The 25,999-nt window shown below is 71.9% G+C and carries 29 protein-coding genes and 1 riboswitch; of the genes, 18 read left to right on the top strand and 11 right to left on the bottom strand.

The genetic code is table 11. The features are described from left to right. Positions 1 to 10 precede the first annotated feature (10 nt). The 5 genes from BKA14_RS30020 to BKA14_RS30000 are packed head-to-tail and all read left to right on the top strand — an operon-like array spanning position 11 to position 3,914. Complete coding sequence (locus BKA14_RS30020; protein WP_184954163.1) at positions 11 to 523, top strand: SigE family RNA polymerase sigma factor; 513 nt, start codon at positions 11 to 13, stop codon at positions 521 to 523. Next, complete coding sequence (locus BKA14_RS30015) at positions 504 to 1,553, top strand: hypothetical protein (protein ID WP_184954162.1); 1,050 nt, start codon at positions 504 to 506, stop codon at positions 1,551 to 1,553. Before BKA14_RS30020 ends, BKA14_RS30015 begins: the two co-directional genes overlap by 20 nt. Before the next feature lie 40 nt (positions 1,554 to 1,593). Next, positions 1,594 to 2,118 (top strand): SigE family RNA polymerase sigma factor, encoded by a 525-nt coding sequence (locus tag BKA14_RS30010; RefSeq protein WP_184954161.1) that lies wholly within the window; start codon positions 1,594 to 1,596, stop codon positions 2,116 to 2,118. Further along, positions 2,105 to 3,259, top strand: coding sequence for a hypothetical protein (locus BKA14_RS30005; RefSeq protein ID WP_184954160.1), 1,155 nt, complete (start codon positions 2,105 to 2,107; stop codon positions 3,257 to 3,259). The genes BKA14_RS30010 and BKA14_RS30005 overlap by 14 nt, the downstream gene beginning before the upstream one ends. Before the next feature lie 16 nt (positions 3,260 to 3,275). Next, positions 3,276 to 3,914 (top strand): UbiX family flavin prenyltransferase, encoded by a 639-nt coding sequence (locus BKA14_RS30000; RefSeq protein WP_184954159.1) that lies wholly within the window; start codon positions 3,276 to 3,278, stop codon positions 3,912 to 3,914. Here the strand turns inward: BKA14_RS30000 and BKA14_RS29995 are convergent. Further along, positions 3,887 to 4,162, bottom strand: a complete 276-nt coding sequence (locus BKA14_RS29995; protein ID WP_030442123.1) for a BldC family transcriptional regulator — start codon at positions 4,160 to 4,162, stop codon at positions 3,887 to 3,889. The genes BKA14_RS30000 and BKA14_RS29995 overlap by 28 nt on opposite strands. A 212-nt stretch (positions 4,163 to 4,374) precedes the next feature. Between BKA14_RS29995 and BKA14_RS29990 the strand changes: the two genes are divergently transcribed. Continuing rightward, complete coding sequence (locus BKA14_RS29990; protein ID WP_133873606.1) at positions 4,375 to 4,824, top strand: Lrp/AsnC family transcriptional regulator; 450 nt, start codon at positions 4,375 to 4,377, stop codon at positions 4,822 to 4,824. Positions 4,825 to 4,886: 62 nt separating this feature from the next. On the opposite strand, the gene BKA14_RS29985 is transcribed toward BKA14_RS29990, so the two are convergent. From BKA14_RS29985 to BKA14_RS29975, 3 genes are all read right to left on the bottom strand, one after another. After that, positions 4,887 to 5,537 (bottom strand): putative glycolipid-binding domain-containing protein, encoded by a 651-nt coding sequence (locus BKA14_RS29985; protein WP_184954158.1) that lies wholly within the window; start codon positions 5,535 to 5,537, stop codon positions 4,887 to 4,889. A gap of 89 nt (positions 5,538 to 5,626) precedes the next feature. After that, positions 5,627 to 7,564 (bottom strand): DEAD/DEAH box helicase, encoded by a 1,938-nt coding sequence (locus BKA14_RS29980; protein WP_239093415.1) that lies wholly within the window; start codon positions 7,562 to 7,564, stop codon positions 5,627 to 5,629. Between the two features lie 298 nt (positions 7,565 to 7,862). Beyond that, positions 7,863 to 8,249: a hypothetical protein gene (locus BKA14_RS29975; protein WP_184954157.1), complete on the bottom strand. Its 387-nt coding sequence runs from the start codon at positions 8,247 to 8,249 to the stop codon at positions 7,863 to 7,865. A 793-nt stretch (positions 8,250 to 9,042) separates the two neighbouring features. Between BKA14_RS29975 and BKA14_RS29970 the strand changes: the two genes are divergently transcribed. Continuing rightward, positions 9,043 to 9,453: a hypothetical protein gene (locus tag BKA14_RS29970; protein ID WP_184954156.1), complete on the top strand. Its 411-nt coding sequence runs from the start codon at positions 9,043 to 9,045 to the stop codon at positions 9,451 to 9,453. 15 nt (positions 9,454 to 9,468) lie between these two features. Then, complete coding sequence (locus BKA14_RS29965) at positions 9,469 to 9,858, top strand: hypothetical protein (RefSeq protein WP_184954155.1); 390 nt, start codon at positions 9,469 to 9,471, stop codon at positions 9,856 to 9,858. 584 nt (positions 9,859 to 10,442) lie between these two features. On the opposite strand, the gene BKA14_RS29960 is transcribed toward BKA14_RS29965, so the two are convergent. Then, positions 10,443 to 12,143, bottom strand: coding sequence for a C40 family peptidase (locus BKA14_RS29960; RefSeq protein ID WP_239093413.1), 1,701 nt, complete (start codon positions 12,141 to 12,143; stop codon positions 10,443 to 10,445). A gap of 278 nt (positions 12,144 to 12,421) precedes the next feature. On the opposite strand from BKA14_RS29960, the gene BKA14_RS29955 reads away from it, so the two are divergent. The 6 genes from BKA14_RS29955 (at position 12,422) to BKA14_RS29930 (ending at position 16,869) form a co-directional block, all read left to right on the top strand. Next, the gene (locus BKA14_RS29955) at positions 12,422 to 13,090 is read left to right on the top strand and encodes a hypothetical protein (RefSeq protein ID WP_184954153.1); all 669 of its coding nucleotides are present in this window, start codon (positions 12,422 to 12,424) and stop codon (positions 13,088 to 13,090) included. 25 nt (positions 13,091 to 13,115) lie between these two features. After that, a complete protein-coding gene (locus BKA14_RS29950) occupies positions 13,116 to 13,544 on the top strand; it encodes a hypothetical protein (RefSeq protein ID WP_184954152.1) in 429 nt (142 codons plus the stop codon). A gap of 14 nt (positions 13,545 to 13,558) precedes the next feature. Next, positions 13,559 to 13,870, top strand: a complete 312-nt coding sequence (locus BKA14_RS29945) for a DUF4229 domain-containing protein (protein WP_184954151.1) — start codon at positions 13,559 to 13,561, stop codon at positions 13,868 to 13,870. Between the two features lie 41 nt (positions 13,871 to 13,911). Further along, positions 13,912 to 13,969: riboswitch (cobalamin riboswitch) on the top strand. A gap of 133 nt (positions 13,970 to 14,102) precedes the next feature. Then, complete coding sequence (locus tag BKA14_RS29940) at positions 14,103 to 15,038, top strand: ABC transporter substrate-binding protein (protein WP_184954150.1); 936 nt, start codon at positions 14,103 to 14,105, stop codon at positions 15,036 to 15,038. Further along, the gene (locus BKA14_RS29935) at positions 15,035 to 16,108 is read left to right on the top strand and encodes a FecCD family ABC transporter permease (RefSeq protein WP_184954149.1); all 1,074 of its coding nucleotides are present in this window, start codon (positions 15,035 to 15,037) and stop codon (positions 16,106 to 16,108) included. The genes BKA14_RS29940 and BKA14_RS29935 overlap by 4 nt, the downstream gene beginning before the upstream one ends. Then, positions 16,108 to 16,869, top strand: coding sequence for an ABC transporter ATP-binding protein (locus BKA14_RS29930; RefSeq protein WP_184957039.1), 762 nt, complete (start codon positions 16,108 to 16,110; stop codon positions 16,867 to 16,869). The genes BKA14_RS29935 and BKA14_RS29930 overlap by 1 nt, the downstream gene beginning before the upstream one ends. Here BKA14_RS29930 and BKA14_RS29925 read toward each other — a convergent pair. The 5 genes from BKA14_RS29925 to BKA14_RS29905 form a co-directional block, all read right to left on the bottom strand. Next, on the bottom strand, positions 16,866 to 17,615 hold the full coding sequence (locus BKA14_RS29925; protein ID WP_184954148.1) for a VOC family protein: 750 nt from the start codon (positions 17,613 to 17,615) through the stop codon (positions 16,866 to 16,868). The two genes, BKA14_RS29930 and BKA14_RS29925, sit on opposite strands and share 4 nt — an antisense overlap. A 50-nt stretch (positions 17,616 to 17,665) precedes the next feature. After that, complete coding sequence (locus BKA14_RS29920; RefSeq protein WP_184954147.1) at positions 17,666 to 18,406, bottom strand: ABC transporter permease; 741 nt, start codon at positions 18,404 to 18,406, stop codon at positions 17,666 to 17,668. A gap of 61 nt (positions 18,407 to 18,467) precedes the next feature. Then, positions 18,468 to 19,352 carry an ABC transporter ATP-binding protein gene (locus BKA14_RS29915; protein ID WP_184957303.1) on the bottom strand — a complete coding sequence of 295 codons (885 nt, stop codon included), beginning with the start codon at positions 19,350 to 19,352 and terminating at the stop codon, positions 18,468 to 18,470. A gap of 10 nt (positions 19,353 to 19,362) precedes the next feature. After that, a complete protein-coding gene (locus BKA14_RS29910; RefSeq protein ID WP_184954146.1) occupies positions 19,363 to 19,677 on the bottom strand; it encodes a winged helix-turn-helix domain-containing protein in 315 nt (104 codons plus the stop codon). Then, positions 19,674 to 20,306 carry a transporter gene (locus BKA14_RS29905; RefSeq protein WP_184954145.1) on the bottom strand — a complete coding sequence of 211 codons (633 nt, stop codon included), beginning with the start codon at positions 20,304 to 20,306 and terminating at the stop codon, positions 19,674 to 19,676. The genes BKA14_RS29910 and BKA14_RS29905 overlap by 4 nt, the downstream gene beginning before the upstream one ends. Before the next feature lie 319 nt (positions 20,307 to 20,625). Between BKA14_RS29905 and BKA14_RS44415 the strand changes: the two genes are divergently transcribed. Further along, positions 20,626 to 21,051, top strand: coding sequence for a GNAT family N-acetyltransferase (locus tag BKA14_RS44415; RefSeq protein ID WP_239093412.1), 426 nt, complete (start codon positions 20,626 to 20,628; stop codon positions 21,049 to 21,051). A gap of 34 nt (positions 21,052 to 21,085) precedes the next feature. Here BKA14_RS44415 and BKA14_RS29895 read toward each other — a convergent pair whose 3' ends face one another. Beyond that, positions 21,086 to 23,089, bottom strand: coding sequence for a HelD family protein (locus BKA14_RS29895; protein WP_239093410.1), 2,004 nt, complete (start codon positions 23,087 to 23,089; stop codon positions 21,086 to 21,088). 188 nt (positions 23,090 to 23,277) lie between these two features. On the opposite strand from BKA14_RS29895, the gene BKA14_RS29890 reads away from it, so the two are divergent. The 3 genes from BKA14_RS29890 to BKA14_RS29880 are packed head-to-tail and all read left to right on the top strand — an operon-like array spanning position 23,278 to position 25,986. Beyond that, complete coding sequence (locus BKA14_RS29890; protein ID WP_184954144.1) at positions 23,278 to 23,874, top strand: ArsR/SmtB family transcription factor; 597 nt, start codon at positions 23,278 to 23,280, stop codon at positions 23,872 to 23,874. Positions 23,875 to 23,917: 43 nt separating this feature from the next. Continuing rightward, complete coding sequence (locus BKA14_RS29885; protein ID WP_184954143.1) at positions 23,918 to 25,138, top strand: MFS transporter; 1,221 nt, start codon at positions 23,918 to 23,920, stop codon at positions 25,136 to 25,138. Then, positions 25,135 to 25,986, top strand: coding sequence for a menaquinone biosynthetic enzyme MqnA/MqnD family protein (locus tag BKA14_RS29880; protein ID WP_184954142.1), 852 nt, complete (start codon positions 25,135 to 25,137; stop codon positions 25,984 to 25,986). The genes BKA14_RS29885 and BKA14_RS29880 overlap by 4 nt, the downstream gene beginning before the upstream one ends. The last annotated feature ends 13 nt before the right edge of the window (positions 25,987 to 25,999 follow it).

Here is a 25,999-nt window from a genome sequence, read left to right as displayed (position 1 = left end):
TCTAACTCAGGTGAGTGACAGAGACGCCGAGTTCCGGGACTTCGTGACCGCCCGGCTCGACCCGCTGCGCGCGCTCGCCTACCTGACGTGCGGCGACTGGCAGGTGGCCGAGGACGCCGCCGTCACCGCCCTGAGCAAGCTCTATCTGCGGTGGGGCAAGGTCGACCACCCCGAGGCGTACGCCCGCACGATCGCCGTGCGGGCGGCCATCGACGAGACCCGGCGGCCGTGGTGGCGACGCGAACAGTCGCACGGCGACGCCCTGCCCGAGCTGCCGGTGGACGGCGAGCAGCACGAGATCGACGAGCGGCTGCGGATCCGGCAGGCCCTGAGCCGGTTGCCGGTGAAACTGCGTGCGGTGCTGGTGCTGCGCTATCTCGAAGAGCTGAGCGTGCAGGAGACGGCGGCCGCGCTTCGCTGCCCCGAAGGCACGGTGAAGGCGTACACGTCGAGGGGCCTGGAGGCGTTGCGGGAAATCCTGGACGAGCGGAAGGAGGGGCGACGTGCGTTCCGACATGGGTGAACTGCTGGACGAGGCCGCGCGGGGGGCACCGCCGTTGCGCCACGACGCCGACTCCGTGCTGCGGGCCGGCCGGGGAAGGAAGCGCCGCCGGAACGCGAGCTGGGCGATCGCGGCCGTGGTGGCGGTGACCGCCGCGATCGGGGTGCCCCAGCTGGCCCGCCGTGAGCAGGCGCATCCGGTCACGCCGGCGCCGGTCCCGACCGTAGTCACCACGCCGGCCCGGGGCGCGCTGATCCCGTTCGTCACCCGCTTCCAGGGCTACGAGGCGGCGGGCTTCCGGGTGGCTGATCCCGAGGCTGTGACCACGTCGTCGACCGAGGCCACGGTCTCGTTGGCCGCCAGCAGGCGGAGCGAACGGATGGGGCTGGCGGTTTACGGGCCGGGCACCGACCCGGTGGCCCGCTACCCGGGTGCGAAGATCACCGCCGCCGCCCCCATCAACGGCCGCCGGGCCTTCTTCCTACAGCCGGCCGGGGCCGGTGACCGGGATCGCTTCCTCTTCTGGGAGTACGCCGACGGGCTCCTCGCGCGGCTGGTGCGGGCCCGGACGGAGACTTCGGACCTCGACATGCGCAAGGTGGCCGAGGGGTTCCGGCTGGGCCCGGAGAGGCCGGTGACGGTCCCGTTGCGGCTCGGCTATGTGCCCGCCGACTATCGGCTGGTCGGTGTCTCCGGCCCGCACCGGAACGTGCTTTTCGAGCATGTGGATCGGGCGGCTGCGCGGATGGCGACGCCCGACCACGACCGTGACGTCCGGTACACGGATACCATCCACAAGGATCTGTTCGTCCAGTTGATCGGCGCCTCCCCGGGCACCGATCCGGACCCGGCCCGGGTGACGTGCAAGTTCGACAGTTGCTTCCGCACGGTGGCCGGCGGCCGGTATCACCTCATGGTCGGCGGCGGCCGCGGACTGGCGGACAACCGCCGGATGCTGGAGTCGATCACCATGGCCGACTTGAACGACCCGGCCACCTGGATCCCGATCAACCAGGCCATGCCCGAGTCGGTTCAGCTGCGGGTGCCGTGACGGGTGTAACCGTTCCTCGCATGGGCTCCGTCTAACCCGCGTGAGCAACCACGAGGCCGAGTTCCGGGAGTTCGTCGGGGCGCAGATAGAGTCGCTGCGCGGGCTGGCCTACCTCACGTGCGGCGACTGGCAGGTGGCCGAGGACGCCGTTCTCGCGGCCCTGGCCCGGCTCTACGTGAAGTGGGCGCGGGTCGACAACCACGACGCCTATGCCCGTACGGCGGTGGTCCGTGCGGCGATCGACGAGACCCGCCGGCCGTGGTGGCGGCGCGAGCAGTCGCACAGCCACGCCATGCCCGACGTCCCGGCGCCCGATGTGATCCCGCACGCCGACGACCGGGTGCACCTGCGCCGGGCGCTCCTGCAGGTGCCGGTGAAACACCGGGCCGTGCTGGTGCTGCGGTTTCTGGAAGGGCTCAGCGTCCCGCAGACCGCGGCCGCGCTGCGCTGCCCCGAGGGGACGGTCAAGGCGTACACGTCCCGGGGCCTCGAGACCCTGCGCGGCATCTTGGGCGTCGAGCCCGATCTCGACGAGCGGACGGAGGCGCGCCATGAAGCTGTCTGACCTGCTGGAGGGAGCACCTCCGGCGCGATACACCGTCGACGACTTCGTCGCGGCGGGCCGCCGGCGCAAGCGGCGCCGGAACGCCGGGTGGGCGATCGCGGCCGTGGTGGCGGTGGCCATCGCGATCGGGGTGCCGCAGATCCTCACCCGGCCTCAGGCGCATCCGGTCACGCCCGCGCCGACGCCGACCCGGGCCCTGAACCGGCTTTTCCAGACCTATAAAGTCGGGCCGCTCACGGTCGGCGACCCGGAGTGGGTGGGGGTCAACAACCAGACCACCTACATCGGCCGGGACCGGCCGCCAGGCCGTCCGCTGCGCGCCGTCGGCATCCTCGACGTCTACCGTCCCGGCTTCGAGCCCCCGCGCACCTGGACGGAGAAGGTGACGCCGACCGCCCCGATCGGCGGGCGGCCGGCCTTCTTCGCCTCCGCCCGGCCGGGTCCGGACAACGGGATCTGGAAACCGGTGCGGGTGCTCGTCTGGAAGTACGCCGACAACGCGACGGCCGTGGTCACGGCGTACGACCGGTATCTGGGTCTCAGCGAAGCCGAGATGCGCGCGGTCGCGGCCAGGTTCGCGCTGCAGGCCACGCCGCAGCCGATCCGCCAGCGCTACACCGTGGGCTGGACACCGCCCGGTATGCGGCTGGCCGCGGTCGAATACTCGATGCGGGGCAACGCGTCGGTGGTGTTCGTGCCGGACAAGGCGAGCACCCGTTTCGTCAGCACCGCACTCGACCACCAGACCGCCGGGTTCCTCTACAACCTCGACACGAAGAACCGGAACTTCGGCCCGGTCGCGGTCCCGCCGGACGGGATGGTCATCGACGTCATGAGCGGCGGGAGCAGCGAACGCGGCCCGGATCCGGAGTGCGGGCCCAACGAATATCAGGACGTCTTCGCCACTGATGCGTCATGGTCGAGGCAATGTCGCGTGCAGGCCGAACCCATTCCCACCGACAGATCGGGCAGCCTGTCCAACGGGATGATGATGACCGTCCGCGCCGGTGATGCGGTCTCACTGGATCAGTTGCGACAGGTCGCGGCGTCGATCCGCCCGGTCGGCCCGCCCGAACGAACGGATTCGTGGACGCCGTCGGTGGAGGCCTTCCCCACTTCCGCCCAACTGCCGCGCGACTAGGGGGCACACTTGAGGCATGCGTGAACCGTGGGTCGTCGGTGTCTCTGGAGCCTCGGGCACGCCCTACGCCAAGGCCGTGCTGACCGGGCTGCTGGACGCGGGCGAGGCCGTCGACCTGGTGATCTCCAGGGCGGCCCGGCTCACCATTCTCGACGAGACCGGCGCCACCGTACGGGATGCGCACTGGAAGGACGACGTCGGCGCGTGGCTGGGCCGCGACCTGGGCGACCTCACGTACTGGCCGGCGGGTGACCTGGCGGCCGGGCCGAGCAGCGGCTCGTATCCGGCCCGGGGCATGGTCGTGGTGCCGGCCAGCACAGCGGCGTGCGCGGGCATCGCCATCGGGCTGTCCAAGGATCTGCTGCAGCGCGCGGCCGAAGTGAACCTCAAAGAGCGCCGACGCACGGTCATCGTGCCGCGAGAGACGCCGGTTACTCGCAGTCACCTGGAGCACCTGATCGCCCTGCACGACGCCGGAGCGGTCGTGCTGCCCGCCAGCCCCGGGTTCTACGGCTCCGGGGCGCAGGCCACGGCGCAGCAGCTCATCGACTTCATCGCGGGCAAGGCGTTGGACGCCATGGGTGTGGAGCACACGCTCCTGACCCGGTGGAAGGGCGAACTCAATGCTCAGCGCAACCCGTTGGGCGGGCCGTAACCCATGCCCGGGTTCGTCGGACCCGCGTTGCGTGGGCGGTTGGCCGCGTCGTCCTCGCGCATCTCCTCGACCACGCCGTCGCCCTCGAGCAACGCGCGCACCTCGGATTCACGGAATCGACGATGGCCACCCGGCGTGCGAATGCTGCCGATACGTCCGGCTGCGGCCCATCGCGTGACTGTCTTCGGGTCGACGCGGAACAGCGCGGCCACCTCGCCTGGTGTGAGCAAGCGATCTCCAGTGTCCACAGCCCCCTCCTCGCGTCGGTCAGTTGGAGCGGCCGTGATCACGGTGAGTGTCGGCGTGCTCGATCGGGACGTAAAGCCATTAGAGCATTGCCCCGGAACCGAGTCCCTGGAATGCGGAAAAAGCCCTAATTGCGACAGTGATCGTTATCCTGCCGCCCATTCGTCGCTACCGGGCGTGAGTGGCGTTCTGCCACCCGTTTAGGGTCATCACCATGGACTCCATCGACCTACGGCTGATCGACCTGCTACGGGACAACGCCCGCTCGTCGTACGCCGAACTCGCGCGCAAGGTCGGGCTCTCCGCGCCGGCCGTGCACGAGCGGGTGGGCAAACTCGAGGCGGCCGGCACCATCCGCGGCTACCGCGCCGAGGTCGACCACGAGGCGCTGGGGCTGGGTGTGACCGCGCTGATCGGCATCATCGAGGACTCGGGCGCCGACACCGACGACGTGCTGGCCGCCGTGCGGGCCATGCCCGAGGTCGAGAGCTGCTACTTCATGGCCGGTGTGGAGTCGTATCAGCTGACCGTGCGGGTCGGCACGATCGCCGAGCTGGAACAGCTCATCGTGCGCATCAACCGCACGCCCGGCGTCGCCTCCACCCGTACGGCCATCGCGCTCTCGACGAAATGGGAGAACCGCCCGCAGCCCGGCATCGGCTGAACTTCCGCGTTCCGGCCCGCGGGCATCGACGATCGGGCACCCTGAGGAGGCTCGTACGTCGCTCAACCGGCCCGCTGCGGACCCGGGTCACCCGCCCGCGCCGCCAGGCCCGGATAGTCCACCACGAAGCCGTCCTCGTCGATCGACAGGTCGGCGCTGAACGTCTCGTTCGCGAACCGCACCCGGCCCGCGCCGAGCGCGGTGTAGATCTGGTCGGCCTGCACCACCTCGAGGCTCGGCAGCAACACCCAGGCCACGCTGAGCCGATGCGCGACACCGATCTCGTCCCCGGCCGCCGTGTGCAGCCCGAGCCGGCGGATCGGCAGCGTATTGGTCAGCGGGGAACCGCCCAGATCGACGTCGAACGCCCCGTACAGCAGGTCGGGATCCTCGGTGCCGGGCAGGCCCGCGCCGGCGTGACCGGCCGACGAGAGCACCTTGTCGAGGTCGCCCCGCTCGGCCGTCGTGACCCGCCAACGGCCCGCCGCCAGTTCGAGGCGCACCCCACGGCTCCAGCCCGCGCCCTCGGCCGAGACGTCGAAGAAGCCGGTGGCCCAGTCGGGACCGGTGCGCAGCTCGTAGCGGCAGGTGTAAGGGATCGGGTCGACCGCGAGCGCCGTGCCGCTGGCGTAAAGACCGTCAGCCGTGTCGGCCAGCACGTGCTCGGAGCCGGCGGTGTCCTTGCGTTGCCAGAACAACGAGGAGGGCAGCATGCCTCCTGTCTACCCTCGCGGCCCCGCGGTGAAAAGCCGAACGCCCGGCACCTCCACGTGAGGGCCGGGCGTTCGTTTGCTGCCGTACGTCAGTAGCTGCGCGCCGGGCGGGCGGTGCCGAAACGGCCCGAGGGGCCCTCACGACGGTCGTTGCGCTGGTTGGTGTCGCGCCGGAAGCCACCGGTGCGCTCGCCGTTGCGGCCGAAACCACGCTCGCCGCGCGGGCGGTCACCCTGGCCGCCGCTGTGGCCGCCGCCGAAGCCACCGCGGTCGCCGCCGCTGTAGCCACCGCGGTCGCCGCCGGCGTAGCCACCGCGATCGCGGTCGCCGCCGAAGCCGCCCCGCTCGGGACGGTCACCGTACGAACGCTGAGGACGGTCGCCGTAGCCCCCGCGCTCCGAGCGGTCGCCCGTCGGGCGGTCGCCGTAGGAACGTTGCGGACGGTCACCGGCGGGGCGGTCGTCGAACGAACGCTGCGGACGGTCACCGTAGGAACGCTGCGGACGGTCACCACGCGGGCGGTCACCGTACGAGCTGCGCGGGCGGTCGCCGTACGAACGCTGCGGGCGGTCGCCGAAGCGGCCCCGCGGCCGGTCGCCACGCTCGCGGCGGGGCTCCGGCTCGTCGACCACAGGCACACCGCTCGGCTCGCGGGCGCCGGTGATCTCGATCAGCTTCTCGTCGCCGTTGCGCACCCGCGTCTCGGCGGGAGCCACACCGGCCTTCGACATCATGGCCTGCGTGCTGCGGCGCTGCTTGGGCAGCACCAGCGTGACGACCGCGCCGGACTCGCCGGCCCGGGCGGTGCGACCGGCCCGGTGCAGGTAGTCCTTCGGGTCCTTGGGCGGGTCGACGTGCATCACCAGCGAGATGCCGTCGACGTGGATGCCGCGGGCGGCCACGTCCGTCGCCACGAGGACGCTGGTGCGGCCCTCCTTGAACTCGGCGAGCGTGCGCGTGCGAACCCGCTGCGTCTTGCCGCCGTGCAGGCCACCGGCCCGGACGCCGACCTGCCGCAGCTGCTCGACCAGCCGGTCGACGCCCATCTGGGTGCGGGCGAAGACGATCGTCTTGCCGGCCCGGTTGGCAATGGCCGCGGCGATCGGGAACTTGTCGTGCGGCGGGATCAGCAGCAGGTGGTGATCCATGGTGGACACGCTGGCCTCGGCCGGGGCCGTGGAGTGCGTGACCGGGTCGTGCATGAACCGCTTGACCAGCGCGTCGACGTCGCCGTCGAGGGTGGCCGAGAATAGCAGTCGCTGCGCGTCCGCCGGCGTCTTGGCCAGCAGCTCGGTGACCTCGGGCAGGAAGCCCATGTCGGCCATCTGGTCGGCCTCGTCGAGCACCGTGATCTCGATGTCGTCGAGCTTGCAGGCGCCCCGCTCGATCAGGTCACCGAGGCGGCCGGGGGTGGCCACCATGACCTCGACGCCACGGCGCAGCGCGTCCATCTGCCGGTCGTACGGCACGCCGCCGACCGCGGTCTTCAGGAAGACGCCGACCGAGCGGCCCAGCGGCATCAGCGCGTCGGCGACCTGCATCGCCAGCTCACGGGTGGGCACCAGGATCAGAGCCTTGGGGTGGTGCGGGCGAGCCCGGCCGCCCTGGGCCACGCGGGCCAGCAGCGGCAGACCGAACGCCAGGGTCTTGCCGGAGCCGGTCTGACCGCGGCCCAGAACGTCCCGCCCCGCCAGCGCGTCGGGCATGGTCGCGGCCTGGATCTCGAACGGCGTGGTGATGCCCTCACGGCTGAGGACGCGCACCAGCTCGGCCGGCAGGCCCAGCTCGGCGAAGGTCGGCACGGCGACGGGGGCCTCGGCGGGCTCCTCGGTCTCGTCGGACACAGTCTCGTCGGCCGTGATCTCGGCGGCTGCGGTCTCGACGGTTTCGGCCTCGGCGGCCGGGGTGTTCACGGCCTCGGTCTCGACAGCCGCGGTCTCGGCGGCGTCGGTCTCGGGGGTCTGCTCATCGGTGGAACGGGGCTCGAAGACGGACGGGAACGTGCTGGCATCAGCGAAAGTGGTCAAGAGAACCTCTCTACGGGGGCGCATGCTCGCGAATGGCCCGCCGCGGCTACCAGGAGCCGGCTGCTGTAAAACCCGCAAGAACGCCCGTGGCGTGCGCCGCAAGGGCACGCCGCGTCAATAACTGTCATAAGTGTACGGCTCAACGTTTTGCGCGCCGACCGCATTCCACGCCGGTAGTGGGCAGGCTCACCGCACAAGTGACACGCGGCACGACACCCCGGAGGCGCAAACCCGACCAGCTTAGGGTCACTCAGCGCTACAGACAAATTTCCCGGTACGGGTCACAGTCCGCCCGCGACTACGAGAAGACCCCGCCGATCCAATCGCTGAACGAGCTCCCCGCGGTCAGCAGGAACACGATGCTCACCGTCACGAGCAGGCCCAACACCACCAGCATGGCGATCGCGACCTTGAGGTTGCTGCGCTTGCGGTCGACGACCTCGTCGTGCCAGCCCTGGGCCAGGATGTGTCCGGTAAGTGACCCGGAATTCTCCACAGGGTTGGTGGAAACGGGCATTGTCGTGTCGATCGTCTCGTAACCGCCGGTGCCGTAAAGGGTGCCCGGCTGCATCTGCCGCGGTACGGCCACCGTCGGCTCGGGGTCGAAACCCGGTGGGTACGCGGGGGCGCCACCGGCCTGCGGGGCCGGGCCCGTCGTCGTCGAACCCTTGACCGTCGAACCCACGGCCGTCGGACCCGACGAAGCCGGGGCCGTCGAAGCCGGCGTTGTCACCGGCCCCGGCCGCGTCTCGGGCTCACCGAACGACCGAGGCGAAGTCGCACCGAACGGCGCGGTCTTCGCATCCGCCCCGACGACCCCGAACGGAGTGGTCGCGGCGGGCGAACGCCCACCCGTCGCGGGCGGCACGGTGTACGACGGCAGCCCGCCCTGGATCATCGGCGGCGGCGGCACGATCGGCTGCGGCGGCCCGGGCACCGGACTCGGCCCGGGCGGCCCCGGAACCGGACTCGGCCCGGGACCGGGCGGAACCGGCGACGGGTCAGGCCCCGGCGGCACAGGCGAAGGACCCGGACCCGGGGGTGTCGGCGCCGGGCCAGGCCCCGGCGGAACCGGACCGGGCGGCGTCGGGCTGGGCGCAGGGGGCCGGCCCGGGCCGGGCGGCGTCGGCGCGGGGCGGGGAGCCGGGTTCGGGAACGGGCCCGGAGTCGGCGCCGGGAACGGGCCGGGCGCCGGCGGGGCCGGGAACGGGTCCGGTGGCTGGATCGGGTCGGGCTGCCCCGGCGCGGGGCTGGTCGGCTCCGGCCGCGACGGCGGGACCGGCACCGGAGCGGGCCGCTGCGGCTCGCCGGGCTCCGGTTCGCCGGGTTCGGGCCGGCCGGGCTCGGGGTCGGTGGGCGGCGGATCGCCGGGCTCGGGCCGCGACGGCTCGGGCTCACCCGGCTGCGGCTCGGCGGGCTTCGGCTGATCGGGCCGCGGGTCGGACGGCTTGGGGTCACCCGGCTCCGGCGTCGGCTCGGTGGCCCGCGGAACCGAGACCCCGGTCGGCGGCGGCGTGACCCGGGCTCGGGCGACAACCGAGCGGCTCCCCTGCCCGGCCTCGGGCGGCGCGGATGCGGGCTTTACCGCGGCCGACGCCGACGTAGCCGGCGAAGTCGACGCGGCCGAAGACGACGCGGCGGCCGAAGCAGACGTGGCCGACGAAGCCGGTGTGACGGGCGACGCTGGTGTGGCAGGCGACGCTGCTGTGGCCGGCGATGCCGGTGTGGCCCGCGACGCTGGTGTGGCGGGGGATGCTGGCGTGGCGGCGGATGCCGGCGGGGCCGATGTGACTACCGGGGCTGAAGGGACGGCCGAGACCGGGGCGGAGGCGACCGCGGTGGGCTTGACCACTTTGGCGCCGGCGTCCTCAGCGGACTTGCGGCCGTAGAGCTTGGCTTCGCCCGTGCCCCAACCGGCGGCGCGGGCCGCGCCGGCCGACTCGGGGCTGATCGAGCCGGGCACGGTGGCCCGGGCCGCGCCGGTGCCCAGCGTGGTGGGCAGGCGCCGGCTCTCGCCGTCGACCCGCTCGGGCACCAAGTCGGATGCGGGGCTGACCGGCCGGGCCGACCCGACAGCCCTGCTGCCCGCCGGAGCGCCCGAGGTGGGAGCGCTGGACAGGGGAGCGCCGGAGGACCGTTCGGAGGTGTCGGAGTCAGGTGTCGCGTCGCCGGAGGCGGGGGAGCCAGGAGTCGCGTCGCCGGAGGTTGAAGAGTCAGAGGCCGGGTCACCGGAGGCCGGGCGGCCGTATGTCGAGCTCCCCGATGTCGAGCCGCCGGATGTGGGGCGGCCGTAGGGCGGGCTGTCAGGCGTCGGGCTGCCGGGAGTCGGGCCGTCGCCGTCGGATGTGGTGCTGCCGGGGGTCGAGCTGCCGGATGTGGGGCGGCCGTACGTCGAGCCGCCGGGGGTCGGGCCGCCGGAGCCGAGGCTGCTGAAGAGGGGCTTGGGTGCTTCGGCGTCCGACGAGGGGGAGCTGGAAGCGTCGGAGGCGGGGGCCGCCGAGACCGGCGCCGAAGCCTTGATCGTGCCGGAGGCGGGTTGCGGGGCCGCCCACAGGGCACCCGGGGCGGGCGGCGGTGGTGGCGCGTATCCGTCCTGGTCGCCCGCGAGCGGCCGCGCAGCGGGCGGCTTCATGCCGTCGCTGTCCGGTGTCGCCTGCCGCTCGTCCATGGATCCTCCCGACCGCCGCGTGCCGACGGGTTCGGTCGTCGGGCGCTGACCATAACCGTGCCATATCCGTGCGCGTCAGCACACCCGGCATCAACCGGACCATGCCCTCGGCCCGGCACTGACCACCGGAAAGGCGAAATTTGAACGCCCGCGGTTGATCACCATCCGGACCGGGACGACCGAAAGGGACTATCGGGGACCGACCGCCTGTCAGGAGCCGGAAGCGGACGCTGAGGCCGTCCGGCTGCTCGGCGACTCGGCGGCGGTGGCCGAACTCGTCTTGCTCGGCGTGTTGGTCGCGCTGCTCGTGTTGGTCGCGCTGCTCGAGTTCGAGCCGCCCGAGTTGGAGCCGCCGCCCGACGGTGAGCTGCCGGAGTTGGAGCCGCCCGAGTTGGAGCCGCCGCCCGAGGGTGAACCGCCGCCGGTGCTCGACCCGCCGCCGTTGGACGGCGGGTTCGTCGTGGCCGGCGGGTTGGTGGCGGGCGGCGGGTTGGTCGCCGGAGGCGTGGTGGCCGGCGGAGTGGTGGCCGGCGGGGTAGTGGCCGGTGGTGTGGTGGCCGGCGGCGTCGTCGCGGGAGGCGTCGTGGCCGGCGGAGTGGTGACCGGCGGGGTCGTGCCCGGCGGTGGGGTCGTCTTGGGCGGCGTGGTGGTGCCGGGCGCGGTCGTCCGGGGCGGCAGGGTCGGGATGTTCGGCGGCGTGGTCGGCCGGCCCGGGGTACCGGGGTTGCCCGTCGGGTCGGGGTCGGGCGCGCCCAGCTCGGGACCGGGCACGATGCCTTCGATCGAGCCGAAGATGCGGGTGGCCTGGAACAGCCGCGACCAGCGGACCGGCGTCAGGCGCACGTTCAAGCCGGTGCGCGGGGCCTCGACCATCATGCCGTTGCCGGCGTACATGGCGACGTGGTGGATGCCCCGCCAGCTGTTCGAGTGGCTGAAGAACAGCAGGTCACCGGGGAGCAGCGAGTACCGCGAGACGACCTTGTTGCGGGTCTGCCAGTACTGGTCGCGGGAGACGCGAGTCAGCTGGAAACCGACCGAGCGGTACGCCGCGTACATCAGGCCGGAGCAGTCGTACTCGTCCGGGCCCTCCTCGGACCACACGTACGGGTCGCCACGCTGGGCGAGGGCGAACTGCAGCGCCTGCAGGGCCCGCGTGTCGGCGCCGCGGCCCGCCTCGGCGCCGGCCAGGTAGTCCTGCCCGAGGGCACTGTCGACCCCGGCCTGGCTGGCCTCGGCCGCGGCCAGTTCGTCGGCGTGAGCGAGCTCGAGGCGCTGCTGGGCGGCCTGCTTCTGGGTCAGGGTGCTGTTGAGCTTGGTGTATTTCGCGGCCAGTTCGGTGTAGCGCGTGGCGCTCAGCGACTGCTCGTCGAGGGCCAGCTGCGTGGTGATCTGGGCCAGCTCGATCTGGCGGGCGATGGCCTGCCGAGTGTCGTCGCCGCGCTGCAGACGGGCCAGGTCGCCGAGGCCGGACAGCCCGCCGAGCCCGCCGGGCGGCGCCGCGGCGGCGTCGATCACGGCCTGGGCGGCTGCTTCGGAGGCGGCCGTCTGCGCCTGTTGCAGCACCGTGGCCGCCTGCTTCACCTTCTGCTCGGCCGCGGCTCGCTGGTCACGGGCCAGGTCGCGATCCTGCCCGACCACGATGAGCTGGTCGCCGAGGGTCGCGATCGCGTTGCGGCCCTTCTCGATCTGCTGCAGCGCCGGGCTGGCGGCGGCGCCGGCCAGCGACGCGGTCGGAGTGGGGGTCGGTGCCTTCTGACCCGGGAGCGCGAGGGTGCCGAGCGCCATCGGCCGGGCGCCGACGTCGGGCACCGTCCGGCTGAGCAGGTCTTGCGGCGCGGCGGCCGGGTCGGCCAAAGCGGGCAAAGGCTGGAAAAGGGCAGCGATGGTGGCGGCGACGGCAGAAATCACCACAGGGCGCCACCATGGACGCGCGCTGCGTGATCGCCGGACCCCAACTCGTGCTGTCGCCATGTGCTCCCCGTCCGCCGCGACGCCGGGCGCCGCATGCCGTTCCCCCTAAAGGCATACCTCACACTGAACACACCTGTCGATTGATCGAAGGTGAAAGAAGGCTGGGAATCCGGCTAACAACCGCGTGACCTGCACCTCCGCCACGAGCGGGCAAATCAAGATCATCCAGGGCGGGGACGTACCCTCGACGGCGAGGCGGTGGAGAAGGGGTGCGACACATGGATGCCGGACGCAAGCGCGAGCTCGAGACCAAGGTCTATGCGGGCGAGCGGCTCACCCGGGAGGACGGCGAGGCGCTCTTCGCGTGCGACGACCTGGCGTGGCTGGGCCGGCTGGCCCACCACCGGCGCACTGAGCTCAACGGCGACCGGGTGATGTTCGCGGCCGACCTTGATCCCGCGGCCGAGCTCGCCGGTGAGTCGGCGCTCGCGGCCCTTCTTCCGTACGGGAAGAACGACGACCACAAGCAGCGTGTCGACCGCCTGATCGGGCTGCGCGAGCAGCAGGACGCGACGGGTGGCCTGCTGGTGCTCATCCCGGTGCTGCACCAGCCCGAGTCGGGCGACCACACCGAGACGGCGGCGCCCGCGGAGTCGCTCAAGACGTTCGCGGTGGCCCGGCTGCTGGCCGACAACGTGCCGCACGTGAAGTCGCTGTGGGCCAACCACGGACTGTCGGTGGCTCAGCTCACCCTCAACTTCGGCGCCGACGACCTCGACGGTTCGCTTGCGGACGCCGGCGTCACCCGCGACGACCTGCTCGAACTGATCTGGGACGCGGGTTTCCGGCCGGTCGAGCGGGACGCGCGCTACGAGGTCGTCCGCGAGCACGACCAGGCGCCCGCGCTGGCCGCGCGACGCAGCGAGCCGCAGCAGGTCTGGGCCTGAGCCGAGCGCGTAGTCTGCACTTGTCATGACGGACACGAAGAGCGAGCGCCGGCCGCGCCGCGACCCCAGTGGACGCCTGGCCACCATCGGTGACCTGATCGGCACCGCGCTGGCCGGGCTGGTGACCGGGGCCGTCCTGCTGCTGATCCTCGAGGCGATCCTGTCGCTGACCCGGGTGTCGGAGTTCGGCGACACCAGCGGCTGGCTGGCCATCATCCTGCCGGTGTGGCTGTTCGTCGAGGAGTTCCGGGCCGAAGGCTTCGGCGCCTCGCGCGTGGTGGTCGCGCTGCTGGGGGTCGGTTTCGCGGTGGCCGGCGGCATGACTGTCGCCGGGCTCGCCGCAACCCAGTTCCCGACCCTGGTCAGCGGGCTGGCCGGGGCCGCGGGCTTCACCGTCGTCTATTGCCTGATCTGGTTCTACGGCCTGCGCTGGCTGAACGACCGTGCGGGCTGATTCGGAGTGAAGAGATGAGTCCCGCGATCAAGTACACGCTCGGGCGGGTCGGCCTGTTCGCCGTCGTCCTCGGGCTGCTCTCGTTCTTCCCGCTCAACCTGCTGGTCGCGGGCATGATCGCGATCGTCGTGTCGGCCGTCGCGTCGTACTTCCTGCTCGCCAAGTGGCGCAACCAGATGAACGAGCAGCTGGTCAGCGTGGCCAGCCGCCGCTCGGCCGAGAAGGCGCGGCTGCGGGCCGCCCTGGCCGGCGACGAGGAGGCGGCCGCCGAGGGCGACCGGGCCGGGGCGAACAGGGTGGAAGAGAAGCCCGCCGACCGCACGTGACCCCGCGGTGGGTTAGCGTCGGAGGGACCGCGTTCAGCGAAGCCGGTGCGAGTCCGGCGCTGTCCCGCAACTGTGTGGCCCGGTAAGGGCCGAGCCAGGTCGCCTGGACGCCGGTCGCGAACCAGCGCTCCCGGGGAGGGGCGCCTCGCGGACGGACCGCCCCCCGAGGCCTCGTCGGCGAAGCACCCGGCCGACGACCGTCGGCATCGCACCCGGCCGACCGGAGGACCTCATGAAACGCGTGCTCACGGCTGCCTTGGCGGCCACCACCCTGCTCGTCGCGGGCGCCTGCGGCGGTAACGACGACACCACCGAACCCTCGGGCACCACACAGTCGAGCGCGTCCGCCGCCGCTTACCCCGTGACCGTGGGCGACCTGACGCTGGACCAGCAGCCCCAGAAGATCGTCTCGCTGAGCTCGACCGCCACCGAGATCCTTTTCGCGATCGGGGCCGGTCCCCAGGTCACGGCGGTCGACGACCAGTCGAACTATCCGGCCGACGCGCCCAAGACCGACCTGTCCGGGTTCAAGCCGAACGCCGAGGCGATCGCGGCCAAGGACCCCGACCTGGTGATCCTGTCCAACGACATCGACAAGATCGTGTCGCAGCTGGACAAGCTCAAGATCCCGGTGTTCGTGGCCTCGGCGACGACCGACCTCGACGGCACCTACCAGCAGATCGGGCAATTCGGCAGCCTGACCGGGCACACGGCCGAGGCGGACGCGCTGAGCGCGAAGATGACCGCGGACATCGACAAGATCGTCAAGGACGTGCCGCCGCGCAGCACGCCGCTCACCTACTACTACGAGCTCGATCCGACCCTCTACAGCGTCACGTCCAAGACGTTCATCGGCTCGATCTTCGCGAAGTTCGGTATGACCAACGTGGCCGATGCCGCCGACCCGGACGGCGCCAAGGGCGGCTATCCCCAGCTGTCGCAGGAGTCGCTGGTCAAGTCCGACCCCGACACGATCTTCCTGGCCGACAGCAAGTGCTGTCAGCAGTCGCCGCAGACGGTGGCCGCGCGCAAGGGCTGGAGCACGGTCACCGCGGTGAAGAGCAATCAGATCTACGCGCTCGACGACGACATCGCCTCCCGCTGGGGTCCGCGCACCGTTGACCTGGTGCGTGCCATCGCCGACGCGGTGGCCAAGATCCCCGCGTGACGGCGACGCTCCCTCGCCCCGTACGGCCGGCCGGCCTGCGCGCCGGTTGGCTGGCCGGTGGGGTCGTCGCGGTGCTGGTCGCGCTGATCGCCGGGCTGGCGTTCGGATCGGTGTCCTTGCCGCCCGGTGGCGTCGCGATCGAACTGCTCAACCTGATCCCCGGTGTTCACCTGCACAGCGGCCTGACCGAGCGTGAGGTGGCCATCCTCACCGAACTGCGGCTACCCCGAGTGGTGCTCGGCCTGCTCGTCGGCGGCCTGCTGGCCCTGGCCGGCGCGGCCTACCAGGGTGTCTTCCGCAACCCGCTGGCCGACCCGCATCTGCTCGGGGTGGCGGCCGGCGCGGGCCTCGGGGTCACCGCGGTGATCGCGCTGCGGGCCGGGGCCACCGGCGACGCCACGGCCGACCTGCCGATCGGGGTGCCGGTCGCGGCGTTCGCGGGCGCGTTGCTGGCGGTCGCACTGACCTGGCTGCTCGGCGCGGCCGGGGGCCGGGACCGCTCGCCCGCCACGCTGATCCTGGCCGGGGTGGCGGTGTCGTCGTTCCTGGCCGCCGGACAGACCTACGTCATGCAGCAGAACGTCGACACGCTGCGCGAGGTCTACTCCTGGCTGCTGGGCCGGCTGGCCACCGCGGGATGGCACGACGTGTTGATCGTCCTCCCGTACGCGGTGGTGACCGCAGTGATCGTGCTGGCCCAGCGGCGTGAACTCGACGTGCTGACCGTCGGTGACGAGGAGGCGAGCGGTCTGGGACTGCACCCGCAGCGCAGCCGTTACCTGCTGATCGTGGCGGCCTCGCTGGGCACCGCGGCCGCCGTCTCGGTCTCCGGCCTGATCGGCTTCGTGGGCATCGTCGTCCCGCATATCATGCGCCTGCTGGCCGGGCCCAGCTACCGCTCGATCCTGCCGCTCTCGGTCCTGTTCGGCGGGGCGTTCCTGGCCCTGGCCGACCTGCTCGCCCGTACGGCCGGCGGTCAGGCCGAGATCCCGATCGGGGTGGTCACTGCGTTCTTCGGTGCGCCGTTCTTCATCGTCGTGCTGCGCCGCAGCCGGGCGGGCACGTCGTGATCAGCGCGCGGGATCTCCGCGTACGGCTGGACGGGAATCTGATCGTGGACGGCGTCGACCTCGACGTGGCCCGCGGCGAATGGGTCATGGTGATCGGCCCCAACGGCGCGGGGAAGTCGACGGCGTTACGTGCGATCGGTGGTCTGCTGCCGTTCACCGGCCGCGTCGAGCTGAACGGCCGGCCGGTCGACACGCTGCACCGCCGCGAGCGCGCGAAGACGATCGCCACGGTCAACCAGACGCCCACGGTCCCGCCGGGTATGCGGGTGCTCGACTACGCGCTGCTCGGCCGCACGCCCTACATCCCGCCGCTGGGCCGGGAATCGGCCGCCGACCTGGCCGCCGTTCAGGAGGTGCTGGAGTCGCTGGACGTGGCGCAGTTCGCTGGGCGGCGGCTCGAAACGCTCTCGGGTGGTGAACGGCAGCGTGTCTTCCTGGCCCGGGCGCTTGCTCAAGGCGCGGGCATCCTGCTGCTCGACGAACCCACCAGCGCCCTCGACATCGGCCACCAGCAGGAAGTGCTCGAACTGATCGACCGGCTGCGGGCCGAGCGGGGGCTGACCGTGCTGGCCACGATGCACGACCTCTCCGTGGCCGGCGAATACGCCGATCGCATGGTGCTGCTGGCCGAGGGGGCCGTGGTGGCGGCGGGGACGGCCCGCGAGGTGCTGACCGAGGAGAACCTGGCCAAGCATTACCGGGTGCGGGTGCGCATCATCGAAGGCGAACACGGTCCGCTGGTGGTGCCCGTACGGGGTTAGCGGTTGCCCGCGAGAACCGCGAACCAGCCGCCCTGCGCGTCGGCCAGCACGGCGTACCGGCCGATCGGAAGGGACGTCGGCGGGCGCACGACCGCGCCGCCCAGCGCCAAGGCCCGGTCGGTCGCCGCGTCGCAGTCGGGCACCGCGAAATAGACCGTCCAGTGCGGACCGACGTCGTCGTGCCACTCCTCGGGGAGCATGGGCTGGATGCCGCAGACCGGCGTCTCATGCACCTTGGCCACCACGTACGGGATGCCCGACATCGAACTGTTGCGGAACTGCCAGCCGAACACCGCCTGGTAGAACGCCATCGAGCCGTCGAGGTCGCGCGTGTTCAGCTCGTTCCAGGTGAGCGCGCCCGGCACGTCGAACAGCTCCGCGCCGCGCATCGTGCCCGGCTCCCACACGCTGAACGGCGCGCCGCCGGGGTCGAGGAAGGCGGCCATCCGGCCCTGGTCCTGCACGTCGAACGGGGGCACCAGCACCTTGCCGTCGGCCGCGGCGACCCGGGCCGCGACCCCGTCGGCGTCGTCGGTGCCGATGTACGTGCTCCAGGCGGTGGGCTGACCCACCCCGTAGAGCGGGCCGGCGCCGGCCACCGGCCGCCCGTTGAGCAGGAACGTGATGTAGTCACCGGCGATGTCCGACGTCCACCCGAACAGCGCGGTGTAGAACCTTTCCGCGTCCACGGGGTCGGCGGTGCCGAGATCGACCCACGTAGGTGATCCGGGAGTCGATGGGGTCATTGCCGAATCGTTGCACCGCGCACCTTTGGACGGGCTTAAGTGTCGTTGTTCTAGCTGAACCGCCGACCCTCGTCGCGTCGATAGGCCCATACGGCCACCCAACCTAGGGCGATCGTCCAGCCCACAAGCGCGGCGATTGCCCCCAAATCGGAGGGAAAGTCGCCGACGGCGGCCCACATGAGCCGGGCCGCGCCGCCGGTCGGCAGGTAGGGCGCGAGGTCCTCGACGAAGCCGGGCGCCAGGCCGGGACCGGTCATCAGGCCGCCCAGGAACGCCAGCGGGAAGAACAGCAACTGGGCGACGACGATCGCGGCCTTCTGCGGCATCGCATAGCCGATCGCCAGTCCCATCAGGATGAACGGGATCGCGATGACCACCACGGTGCCCGCGGTCAGCAGGAACTGCGCCGGCGTCACCGTGGCCTCGGTCAGGAACGCCGCGATGAGCACGACCGGCAGCAGCGAGACGAACATCAGCGTCAGGCCGGCCAGGATGCGCCCGGCGAAACGGGGCAGGGCGCCGGCGGGCAAGGAGCGCACGTACGGATCCCAGGGTTGCGCCCGGTCCTCGGAGACGCCGACACCGTGTTGGAACAGGTTGGTCGACATCACCGAGAACGTGATCATCGAGGCGGTCGCGGCGGTGGCGTACTCCGCGTTGTCCCCGACGAACGGCACGACGAACGCCAGCATCGCCGCGGACGGGAAGAAGGCGCTGCCGAACAGGGCGATCGGGATGCGGGCGGTCTCGAGCAGCTGAAACTTGGCGTGCGTGAACGCGAGGGTGGTCAATCAGAACTCCAAGTCTTCAGTCCGCTCAAAGGGGCGGCTGGTTGGGGTGGTCGGACGGGCCTCAGGCGGCGGTGGGGGCGTGGTCTTCGGTGATCGTCAGGAACGCCTCCTCCAGCGAGGTCGGGCGCACCTCCAGATGAGCGAAAGGCACCTCGTACGCGACCAGGTCGCGCACCAGGCGGTCGGCGTCGGCGGTCAGCAGGTGCAGCCGGTCGCCGTCGCGCTCGGAACTCGCGATGCCGGGCAGGTCGGGCAGCGAGCCGGCGAGGTCGAGACTGACCCGGTGGACGGCGACCAGACCGCGCACGGCCTCGACGCTGTCGTCGGCCAGCACCCGGCCACCCCCGATCACCACCACCCGCCGGGCCAGCGCCTCGATCTCCTCCAGGTAGTGGCTGGTCAGCACCACCGTGCCGCCGCCGGCCTGGAAGGAGCGGATGCCGTCCCACAGGAACCGGCGGGCCTGCACGTCGAGCCCGGTGGTGGGCTCGTCGAGGAACACGATGCGCGGCCGGCCGACGAACGCCAGCGCGACCGCGACCCGGCGCTTCTCCCCGCCGGACAGGCCACCGGTCTGCCGCCGGACGAGCTCGGACAGCCCGAACCGGTCGAGCAGCTCACCCTTGGGCAGCGGATCGTCGTAGTGAGCGGAGACGAAATCGACCACCTCGCCGACCCGCAACGAGGCGGGCAGCCCGGTCTCCTGTGGAGTGACGCCCAGGTGGCGGCGGCTCTGCGGCAGCCGCGGGTCGCCGCCGAGCAGCTCGACCGTGCCCGCGGTGGGCCGTCGCAGGCCGGTCAGCAGGTTGACCAGGGTGCTCTTGCCGGCTCCGTTGGGGCCGAGCAGGCCGACCAGCTCACCCGCCTCGACCTCGAAGGTGACGCCGTCGAGGGCGAGCTTGTCGCCGTAGCGGCGGGTGACGTCGAGCGCGCGGGCCAGGATCACGACTGTCCTCTCAAGGGTTGAGCAGCGCGCGCAGCGCCGCCGTGTAGTCGTCGAAGGCGAGCCGGCCGCGGCGGGTGAGCCGGACCAGGGTGGCCGGGGTGCGGCCCTGGTGGGTCTTGGTGACCTCGACATATCCCGCGTCCTCGAGCTTGCGCAGGTGGACGGAGAGGTTGCCGGCGGTCATCCGCAGCGACTCCTGCAACTGCGGGAAGGTGACGCGGTCGTCCTCGCGCAGCACCGAAAGGGCCGAGACGACGCGCAGCCGGGCCTGGGCGTGGATCACCGGGTCGAGCTCGGTGACCAGCGGTTCGGAGTTGTCGCTCATCGCAGGCGCAGCCAGCCGATCAGGCCGGCCGCGATCATGCCGCCGCCCCCGGCCACGGCGACGATCAGCGCGTGCCAGCCCGGGCCGATCAGGATGCCGGCGATGTTGACGACGCTGGTCCAGGCGCCGAGGACGAACATGTCGCGGTCGTTCCAGATCGCGGCACCGGCCATGTGGAGCGCGCCGGTCAGCGCGACCATGCCGCCGGCCCACAGCAGGCCCGCCTTCTCCTCCGGCAGCACGTCGCTGAACTGCGCGAACAGGATCGAGAAGGCGGTGAACGCGACCGACCAGCTGACGCCGTACATCGCGCCCTGGCGGGTGCTGGGCCCGGAGATCCGGCGGCTGACCCGGCTGCCCGCGAAGCCGGTGGTGATGCCGGCCGCGACCATGAGCAGCGCCAGGACGAGCAGCGGCAACCAGTCGGGCAGGTCGACCAGGACCCGGCCGTCGGGGCCGAAGCGCAGGAAGAACAGCGTGAAGCCGACGAGCCAGGCGATGCCCCACGGCCAGAACATCATGCGGGGGTCGGGCGAGAGGTCACGGCCGAAGTTGTGGCGCTCGCGCTCGATCAGGGCCAGGGACTCGGCCGGGTCGAGCGGAGGGGCGTCGTCGTCGATCGGGGTCATGCAAAGAACTTTACCGCACAAAGTCAAAGAAGTTTGTGCCATAAAGTTGACGGGTGGGCGGGCGGGCCGGCCGCGGCGTCGGCACGTGGCGGGTCGAGTCGCGTCGGGCTCTGGCGGGGCGGTTCGACGGGCCGGGCGGCGGTTGACGGAGCGCGTCGGATTGGGGCGGGTCGTGGCGGGGCTGGGCGGGGCAGGTCGTGGCGGGGCGGTTCGACGGCCGGGGCGGCGGGCGACGAGACGGGTCGGGCTGTGGCGGGGCGAGGTGGGCCGGGATGGCGGCGGGGCGGCGTGGTCGAGGGCGGCGGATACGCTCGGGGGCGTGTCCAGTGTGATCGTGGGGGCGGCCGAATCTTCGCAGCTCAGTGATGTTCTGCGGTTTTGGCTGACCGCCGCTGAGAACGAGGGGCGGCCTGCCGACACGCCTGCCGCCCTGGCTGCCCTGCACCTGCGCGATCCCGATGCGCTGATCGTTGCGCTCGACGGTGAGCGCATCGTCGGCACTGTGATCGCCGGGTGGGACGGGTGGCGCTGCCACCTCTACCGGCTCGCCGTTGCCCCCGATCGGCGTCGCGAGGGCATCGGCGCGGCCCTGGTCGAGGCGGCCGAGCGACGCTTCCGGGCCCTCGGTGGCACCCGGGTCGACGCGATGGTGCTCGACGGCAACGAGCGGGCCCACGCGATCTGGGCCGCGCGCGGCTACCACCGGCAGGACGACTGGTCGCGCTGGGTCAAACCGCTGCGCTGAGCGGCATGGAAGACGGGGTCAGAACGGAGCGGGGTCAGGCCGCGGTGTCGAGCGGCGAGGGCAGTGGTTTCGCGTGGATGACCGAGAGCCGGGACACCGCGCGGGTCAGCACGACGTAGAGCCGGTTGAGACCGCGCGGTTCGGCGGCGACGATGTCGGCCGGTTCGTGCACGATCACGTGGTCGTACTCGAGGCCCTTGACCATCGTGGCCGGCACCACCGTGACCCGCGCCTCGGAGTCGACGTCGTCGGCTGTCGCGTGGTCGACGCCGGCCGCTGTGAGGTGGCCGCGCAGCCTTTCGACCGCCGCGTCGGCTGCGATCACCGCCACCGAGCCTTCGTGGGTCAGCGCCGCGGTCACCTCGGCCAGGGTCTCGGTGTCCAGGTCAGACGGGTCGGCCACGGGCGTCAGCACCAGATCGCCGTCGCGGCGCAGCGACACTGCCTCGGGCACGTCGACGCCGAGCGCGGGCAGCAGGCGGTTGGCCAGTTGGACCACGGAGGCCGGCACGCGGAACCCGACGGTCAGCGGCACCACCACGGCTTCCGGCTTGCCCAGGTGGTTCAGCGTCTCGCGCCATTCGGCGGCGGCCCACGGCGCGGTGGCCTGGGCCAGGTCGCCCAGCACGGTGATCGACCCGTGTTCGCTGCGCCGGGCGATCGCGCGGGCCTGCATGGGGGAGAGGTCCTGGGCCTCGTCGACCACCACGTGCCCGAAACTGGTCTCGCGTTCCAGCAGCCCGGCCGCCTCGTCGATGAGCACCAGGTCGGCCGGGCTGAACTTGGCCGACTTGACGGTCTTGGGCGGCTTGGCCCAGCGGACGGCAGCACGTTCCTCGTCGGTGAGCAGACCCTCGGGCGGGTCGGTGAGCACCTCGGCCACCAGCTGTTCGGGGGTGACGGCGGGCCACGCGGCCTCCAGGAACTCGGTCACCGGGCCGATCTTGCTCATCTTGCGCAGCCAGCCCTCGCTCGGTGAGTTGCCGGTGCGATATTCGGACTGCCGCTGCAGGAGACCGACGACCCGGGCCCGTACGCGGTCCCGGCCCACCCCGTACGGGAGGCCTTCGCGCCGTGCCTCGTCGACGATGCGCCGCAGCGGTTCGGCGTCGATGCGCCAGCGGTACGAGCCGTCCGACACCATGATCGGCTCGGTGGGTTTGGTGAGTTTGCGCCAAAGCGCCCGGTGCAGCACGGTGGCCATCCGTACGTCATTCTTGACCAGGGCCGCGGCCGGGGTGTCGACGGCCCGCACCGGCGTCCGCGCGACCAGTTCGTCCACGGTGGCCTGCTGCACCTCGACCTCGCCGAGGGCGGGCAGCACGGCCGAGATGTACGACAGGAAGGCCGTGTTGGGCCCGACGATCAGCACGCCCGAGCGTCGCAACCGCTCCCGGTGCAGGTAGAGCAGGTAGGCCGCCCGGTGCAGGCCCACCGCGGTCTTGCCCGTGCCGGGGGCGCCCTGCACGCAGATCGAGTCGGTCAGTTCGGCCCGGACGAGTTCGTCCTGCTCGGGCTGGATGGTGGCCACGATGTCGCGCATCGGCCCGACGCGCGGGCGTTCGATCTCGGCGGTCAGGATGCGGCTCGTGGTGCCCAGTTCCTCGCCGCGGTCCAGGTGCTCGTCCTCGAAGCTGGTCAGTTCGCCTTTGACGAAACCGAACCGGCGGCGGGTGGCGACGCCCTGCGGGTCGCGCACGCTGGCCCGGTAGAAGGAGCGGGAGAGCGGGGCCCGCCAGTCCAGCACCATCGGCTCGCCGGCGTCGTCGGTGACGTGCCGGCGGCCCACGTGGTAGGCGGCTTCCTCGATGTCCAGGCGGCCGAAGAAGAGCGGGGTGGTGGGGTCGTCGGCGAGTTCCTTGACGCGGCGGGCCATGTGCCGCCCCAGCTGCTCGGCGGTGTAGGCGTCGCCGGCCACTTTGTCGCCGGTCGAGAAGAGCGCCTCGGCCCGGCCCCGCATGCGGGCGAGCGCGGCGCGTGACGCGGCGAGGTGGTGTCGTTCGGCGGTGAGTTCGGTGTCCAGGTCGAATGCGGGCACGGTGCATCCTCGGGCCGGTGTTGCCTCGTCTGCTCGCGTGTCCGAGGGGCTCAGGTCGCCCGTCGGCGCGGGAGGACGTCCGCTGCGGTGCATGCTCACCACGGCCGTCAAGCGGCCGATTACGTTACGCCACCGGAGCCGCCGCCTCCACCGAATTACCGGCGCGCGGACCCGTGAACAATGAACGCATGACGGATCAGCAGGCGCGGAGCGGCAGGGTTCGGATCACGGATCCGCAGGTCATGCGGGCCTTGGCCCATCCGGCCCGGATCGCGATCGTGGAGCATCTCAACAGCACCGGGGCCGTCATCACCGCGACCGAGTGTGCCGAGCTGGTCGGTCTGTCGCCCAGCGCGACCAGCTACCACTTGCGTGAGCTGGCCAAATACGGGCTGGTGGAGCAGGCCGAGAGCCGGGGCGACGGGCGGGAACGGGTCTGGCGGAGCACCAGTTCGGGCCTGAGCATCGACGCCGACGGGATTGATCCGGAGACGACCTCGGCCCGGGCGGCCCTGGTCGACATCTTTCTCGAGCGTGACATGGAGCGGGCCCGGCAGTTCGTCGGGCAGGCCGCGGCCGAGCCGGAGGAGTGGCGCGACATCTCGACCCTGAGCAGCCACCAGGTGCTGCTGACCGCCGAGGAGCTGCGCGAACTCAACGACAAGATCGGCGCCCTGATCGAGCCGTTCCGGGTGCGCCGGCGTCAGGAGGAGGAGCCGCCGCCGGGGGCGCGCCGGGTGCAGATCAACTACATGGCGTTTCCGGACGACACGACGAAAGGCTGACCGCCTCTGGCGCGTACCAGATGTGAAGGATTATTTTCAAAGTATGTCCTTCACATCTGGCGTGACGCGGTGGCGGGACGTCTACGTCGTCGCGGGGTCGCGGGCCGTGTCGGTCTGCGGCGACTTCCTGGCCGCCACCACCCTGGCCCTCGTCCTGCAGCAGAGCGGTCACGGGGGCCTGGCCGTCTCGGGGCTGTTGCTGGCCGCGAGCCTGCCGCTGGCCCTGCTGGCCCCGATCACCGGGCGGCTGGCCGACCGCGCCGACAGCCGGACGGTCCTGACCGTGGTGCCGCTGCTGCAGGCCGGGGTATGCCTGGCCCTCGCCTTCACCGGGCACCCGGTCGCGATCATCGGGCTGGTCGCGCTGCTGGCCTGCGGGCTCGCCTTCACGCAACCGGTGACGGCGGCCCTGCTGCCCGAGATCGCCCACCCGGATGATCTGGCCAAGGCGAGCGGGCTGAGCCAGACCGCCGGCAACATCGGCATGCTCGTCGCGCCCGCCCTGGCGGGCATCCTCGTGGGCCGGTCGGGGGCCCGGGTGCCGCTTCTGCTCGACGCGGCCAGCTATCTCGCGCTCGTGGCGGCCGCGCTCACCCTGCGTACGCGAAGGAAGGGTGAGAAAAGCCGGGAAGCGCCGCTCGCTCGGTGGCGGCTGCGCGACGACCGGACCCTCACGGTCATGGTCGGCGTGCTGGCCGCCACGATCGCCGGGGTCAGCATGATCCAGGTCGTCGAGGTGTTCTTCATCCGGGACACGCTCGGCGCCTCGACCACCCTGTTCGGCTTCGTCGCGGCGTCGTGGACCGTCGGCATGCTGGCCGGGAACGTGCTCTTCAGCCGGGTCCCGCCGCGCCGCATCACCGTGCCCGCGGTGCTGCTGGTGACCGGAGGCTCGTGCCTTCCCCTGCTGCTCGGCGCGGCCGTGCCCGGACCGTACTGGCTGATACCGCTGTGGATCGCCGGGGGCGTGTGCAACGGCGGCATCAACGTGTTCACCATGGTGATCGTCGCGGGCCGTACGCCGTCCGCCGCCCGGGGCCGGGCCTTCGCCGCTCTCAACGCCGCAGTGCAGGGCGCCGGAATGATCGGCCTGCTCGTGGCGGGCCCGCTGGTCGAGACGGCCGACCCGCGGCTGCTGATGGCCGTGGCGGGCGCGTTCGGCCTGATCATGACCCTGGTCAGCGTGCCGCTGGTGCGACGTGAGCCACCATCGGATCCGCACATGAGCGGTTCGCCGCCGGGGCGGGATAGCGTCGCAGCATGAGCGACAGCGCCGGTCGGCCCCGGGTCGGGCACATCCAGTTTCTCAACTGCCTCCCGATCTACTGGGGTCTGATGCGGTCCGGCGCCCTGCTCGACGTCGACCTGCGCAAGGACACGCCTGAGCGGCTCAGCGCCCAGCTCGTCGCGGGCGACCTCGACATCGGGCCGATCACGCTGGTCGAATATCTGCGGCACGCCGACGAGCTGCTGTTGCTGCCCAACCTCGCGGTCGGCAGCGACGGGCCGGTGCTCAGCGTCAACCTGATCTCCACCCGGCCCCCGGCCGAGCTGGACGGGCGGCCGGTCGCGCTCGGCTCCACCTCCCGTACGGGCGTGATGCTGGCCCAGATGCTGCTGACCGAGAAGTACGGCGCCGAGCCGGAGTACTTCCGCTGCCCGCCCGAGCTGACCCAGATGCTCATCGAGGCCGACGCCGGCGTGCTGATCGGCGACCCGGCCCTGCGCGCCATGTACGAGGCGCCCCGCTCAGGCCTGCAGGTGATCGACCTGGGCCAGGCCTGGCGCGACTGGACCGGGCTGCCGATGGTGTTCGCGGTCTGGGCCGTCCGTAAGGAGTTCGCGGCCGCCCACCCCGGCGTGGTCAAGGACGTGCACGAGGCGTTCCAGCGCTCCCGCGACCTCTGCCTGGGCGAGCTCGACGAGGTGGCCGCCGCGGCCGCCCGCTGGGAGCCGTTCGACGCCGAGACTCTGGCCACCTATTTCCGCGCGCTCGATTTCTCGCTCGGCGAGCGGCAGATCGCCGGGGTAAGGGAGTTCGCCCGGCGTGCGGCGGCTCGCGGTGAGGTGCCCCCGTTGCCCGTGGAAGGCCCGCTTTTCGCCGAAGTTTGATCTTCGGATGAAC

It is taken from the genome of Paractinoplanes abujensis (genome assembly GCF_014204895.1).
Classification (GTDB): domain Bacteria; phylum Actinomycetota; class Actinomycetes; order Mycobacteriales; family Micromonosporaceae; genus Actinoplanes; species Actinoplanes abujensis.
Note: the sequence above shows the minus strand (reverse complement) of the source record. Positions and strands in the feature narration are given on the sequence as shown.

Bases quoted from the DNA above. Each gene is read 5' to 3' on its own strand.
- BKA14_RS30005 (WP_184954160.1), top strand. From the start codon at position 2,105: ATGAAGCTGTCTGACCTGCTGGAGGGAGCACCTCCGGCGCGATACACC.
- BKA14_RS30000 (WP_184954159.1), top strand. From the start codon at position 3,276: ATGCGTGAACCGTGGGTCGTCGGTGTCTCTGGAGCCTCGGGCACGCCC.
- BKA14_RS29990 (WP_133873606.1), top strand. From the start codon at position 4,375: ATGGACTCCATCGACCTACGGCTGATCGACCTGCTACGGGACAACGCC.
- BKA14_RS29985 (WP_184954158.1), bottom strand. From the start codon at position 5,537: ATGCTGCCCTCCTCGTTGTTCTGGCAACGCAAGGACACCGCCGGCTCC.
- BKA14_RS29955 (WP_184954153.1), top strand. From the start codon at position 12,422: ATGGATGCCGGACGCAAGCGCGAGCTCGAGACCAAGGTCTATGCGGGC.
- BKA14_RS29950 (WP_184954152.1), top strand. From the start codon at position 13,116: ATGACGGACACGAAGAGCGAGCGCCGGCCGCGCCGCGACCCCAGTGGA.
- BKA14_RS29945 (WP_184954151.1), top strand. From the start codon at position 13,559: ATGAGTCCCGCGATCAAGTACACGCTCGGGCGGGTCGGCCTGTTCGCC.
- BKA14_RS29940 (WP_184954150.1), top strand. From the start codon at position 14,103: ATGAAACGCGTGCTCACGGCTGCCTTGGCGGCCACCACCCTGCTCGTC.
- BKA14_RS29925 (WP_184954148.1), bottom strand. From the start codon at position 17,615: ATGACCCCATCGACTCCCGGATCACCTACGTGGGTCGATCTCGGCACC.
- BKA14_RS29910 (WP_184954146.1), bottom strand. From the start codon at position 19,677: ATGAGCGACAACTCCGAACCGCTGGTCACCGAGCTCGACCCGGTGATC.
- BKA14_RS29905 (WP_184954145.1), bottom strand. From the start codon at position 20,306: ATGACCCCGATCGACGACGACGCCCCTCCGCTCGACCCGGCCGAGTCC.
- BKA14_RS29890 (WP_184954144.1), top strand. From the start codon at position 23,278: ATGACGGATCAGCAGGCGCGGAGCGGCAGGGTTCGGATCACGGATCCG.
- BKA14_RS29885 (WP_184954143.1), top strand. From the start codon at position 23,918: ATGTCCTTCACATCTGGCGTGACGCGGTGGCGGGACGTCTACGTCGTC.
- BKA14_RS29880 (WP_184954142.1), top strand. From the start codon at position 25,135: ATGAGCGACAGCGCCGGTCGGCCCCGGGTCGGGCACATCCAGTTTCTC.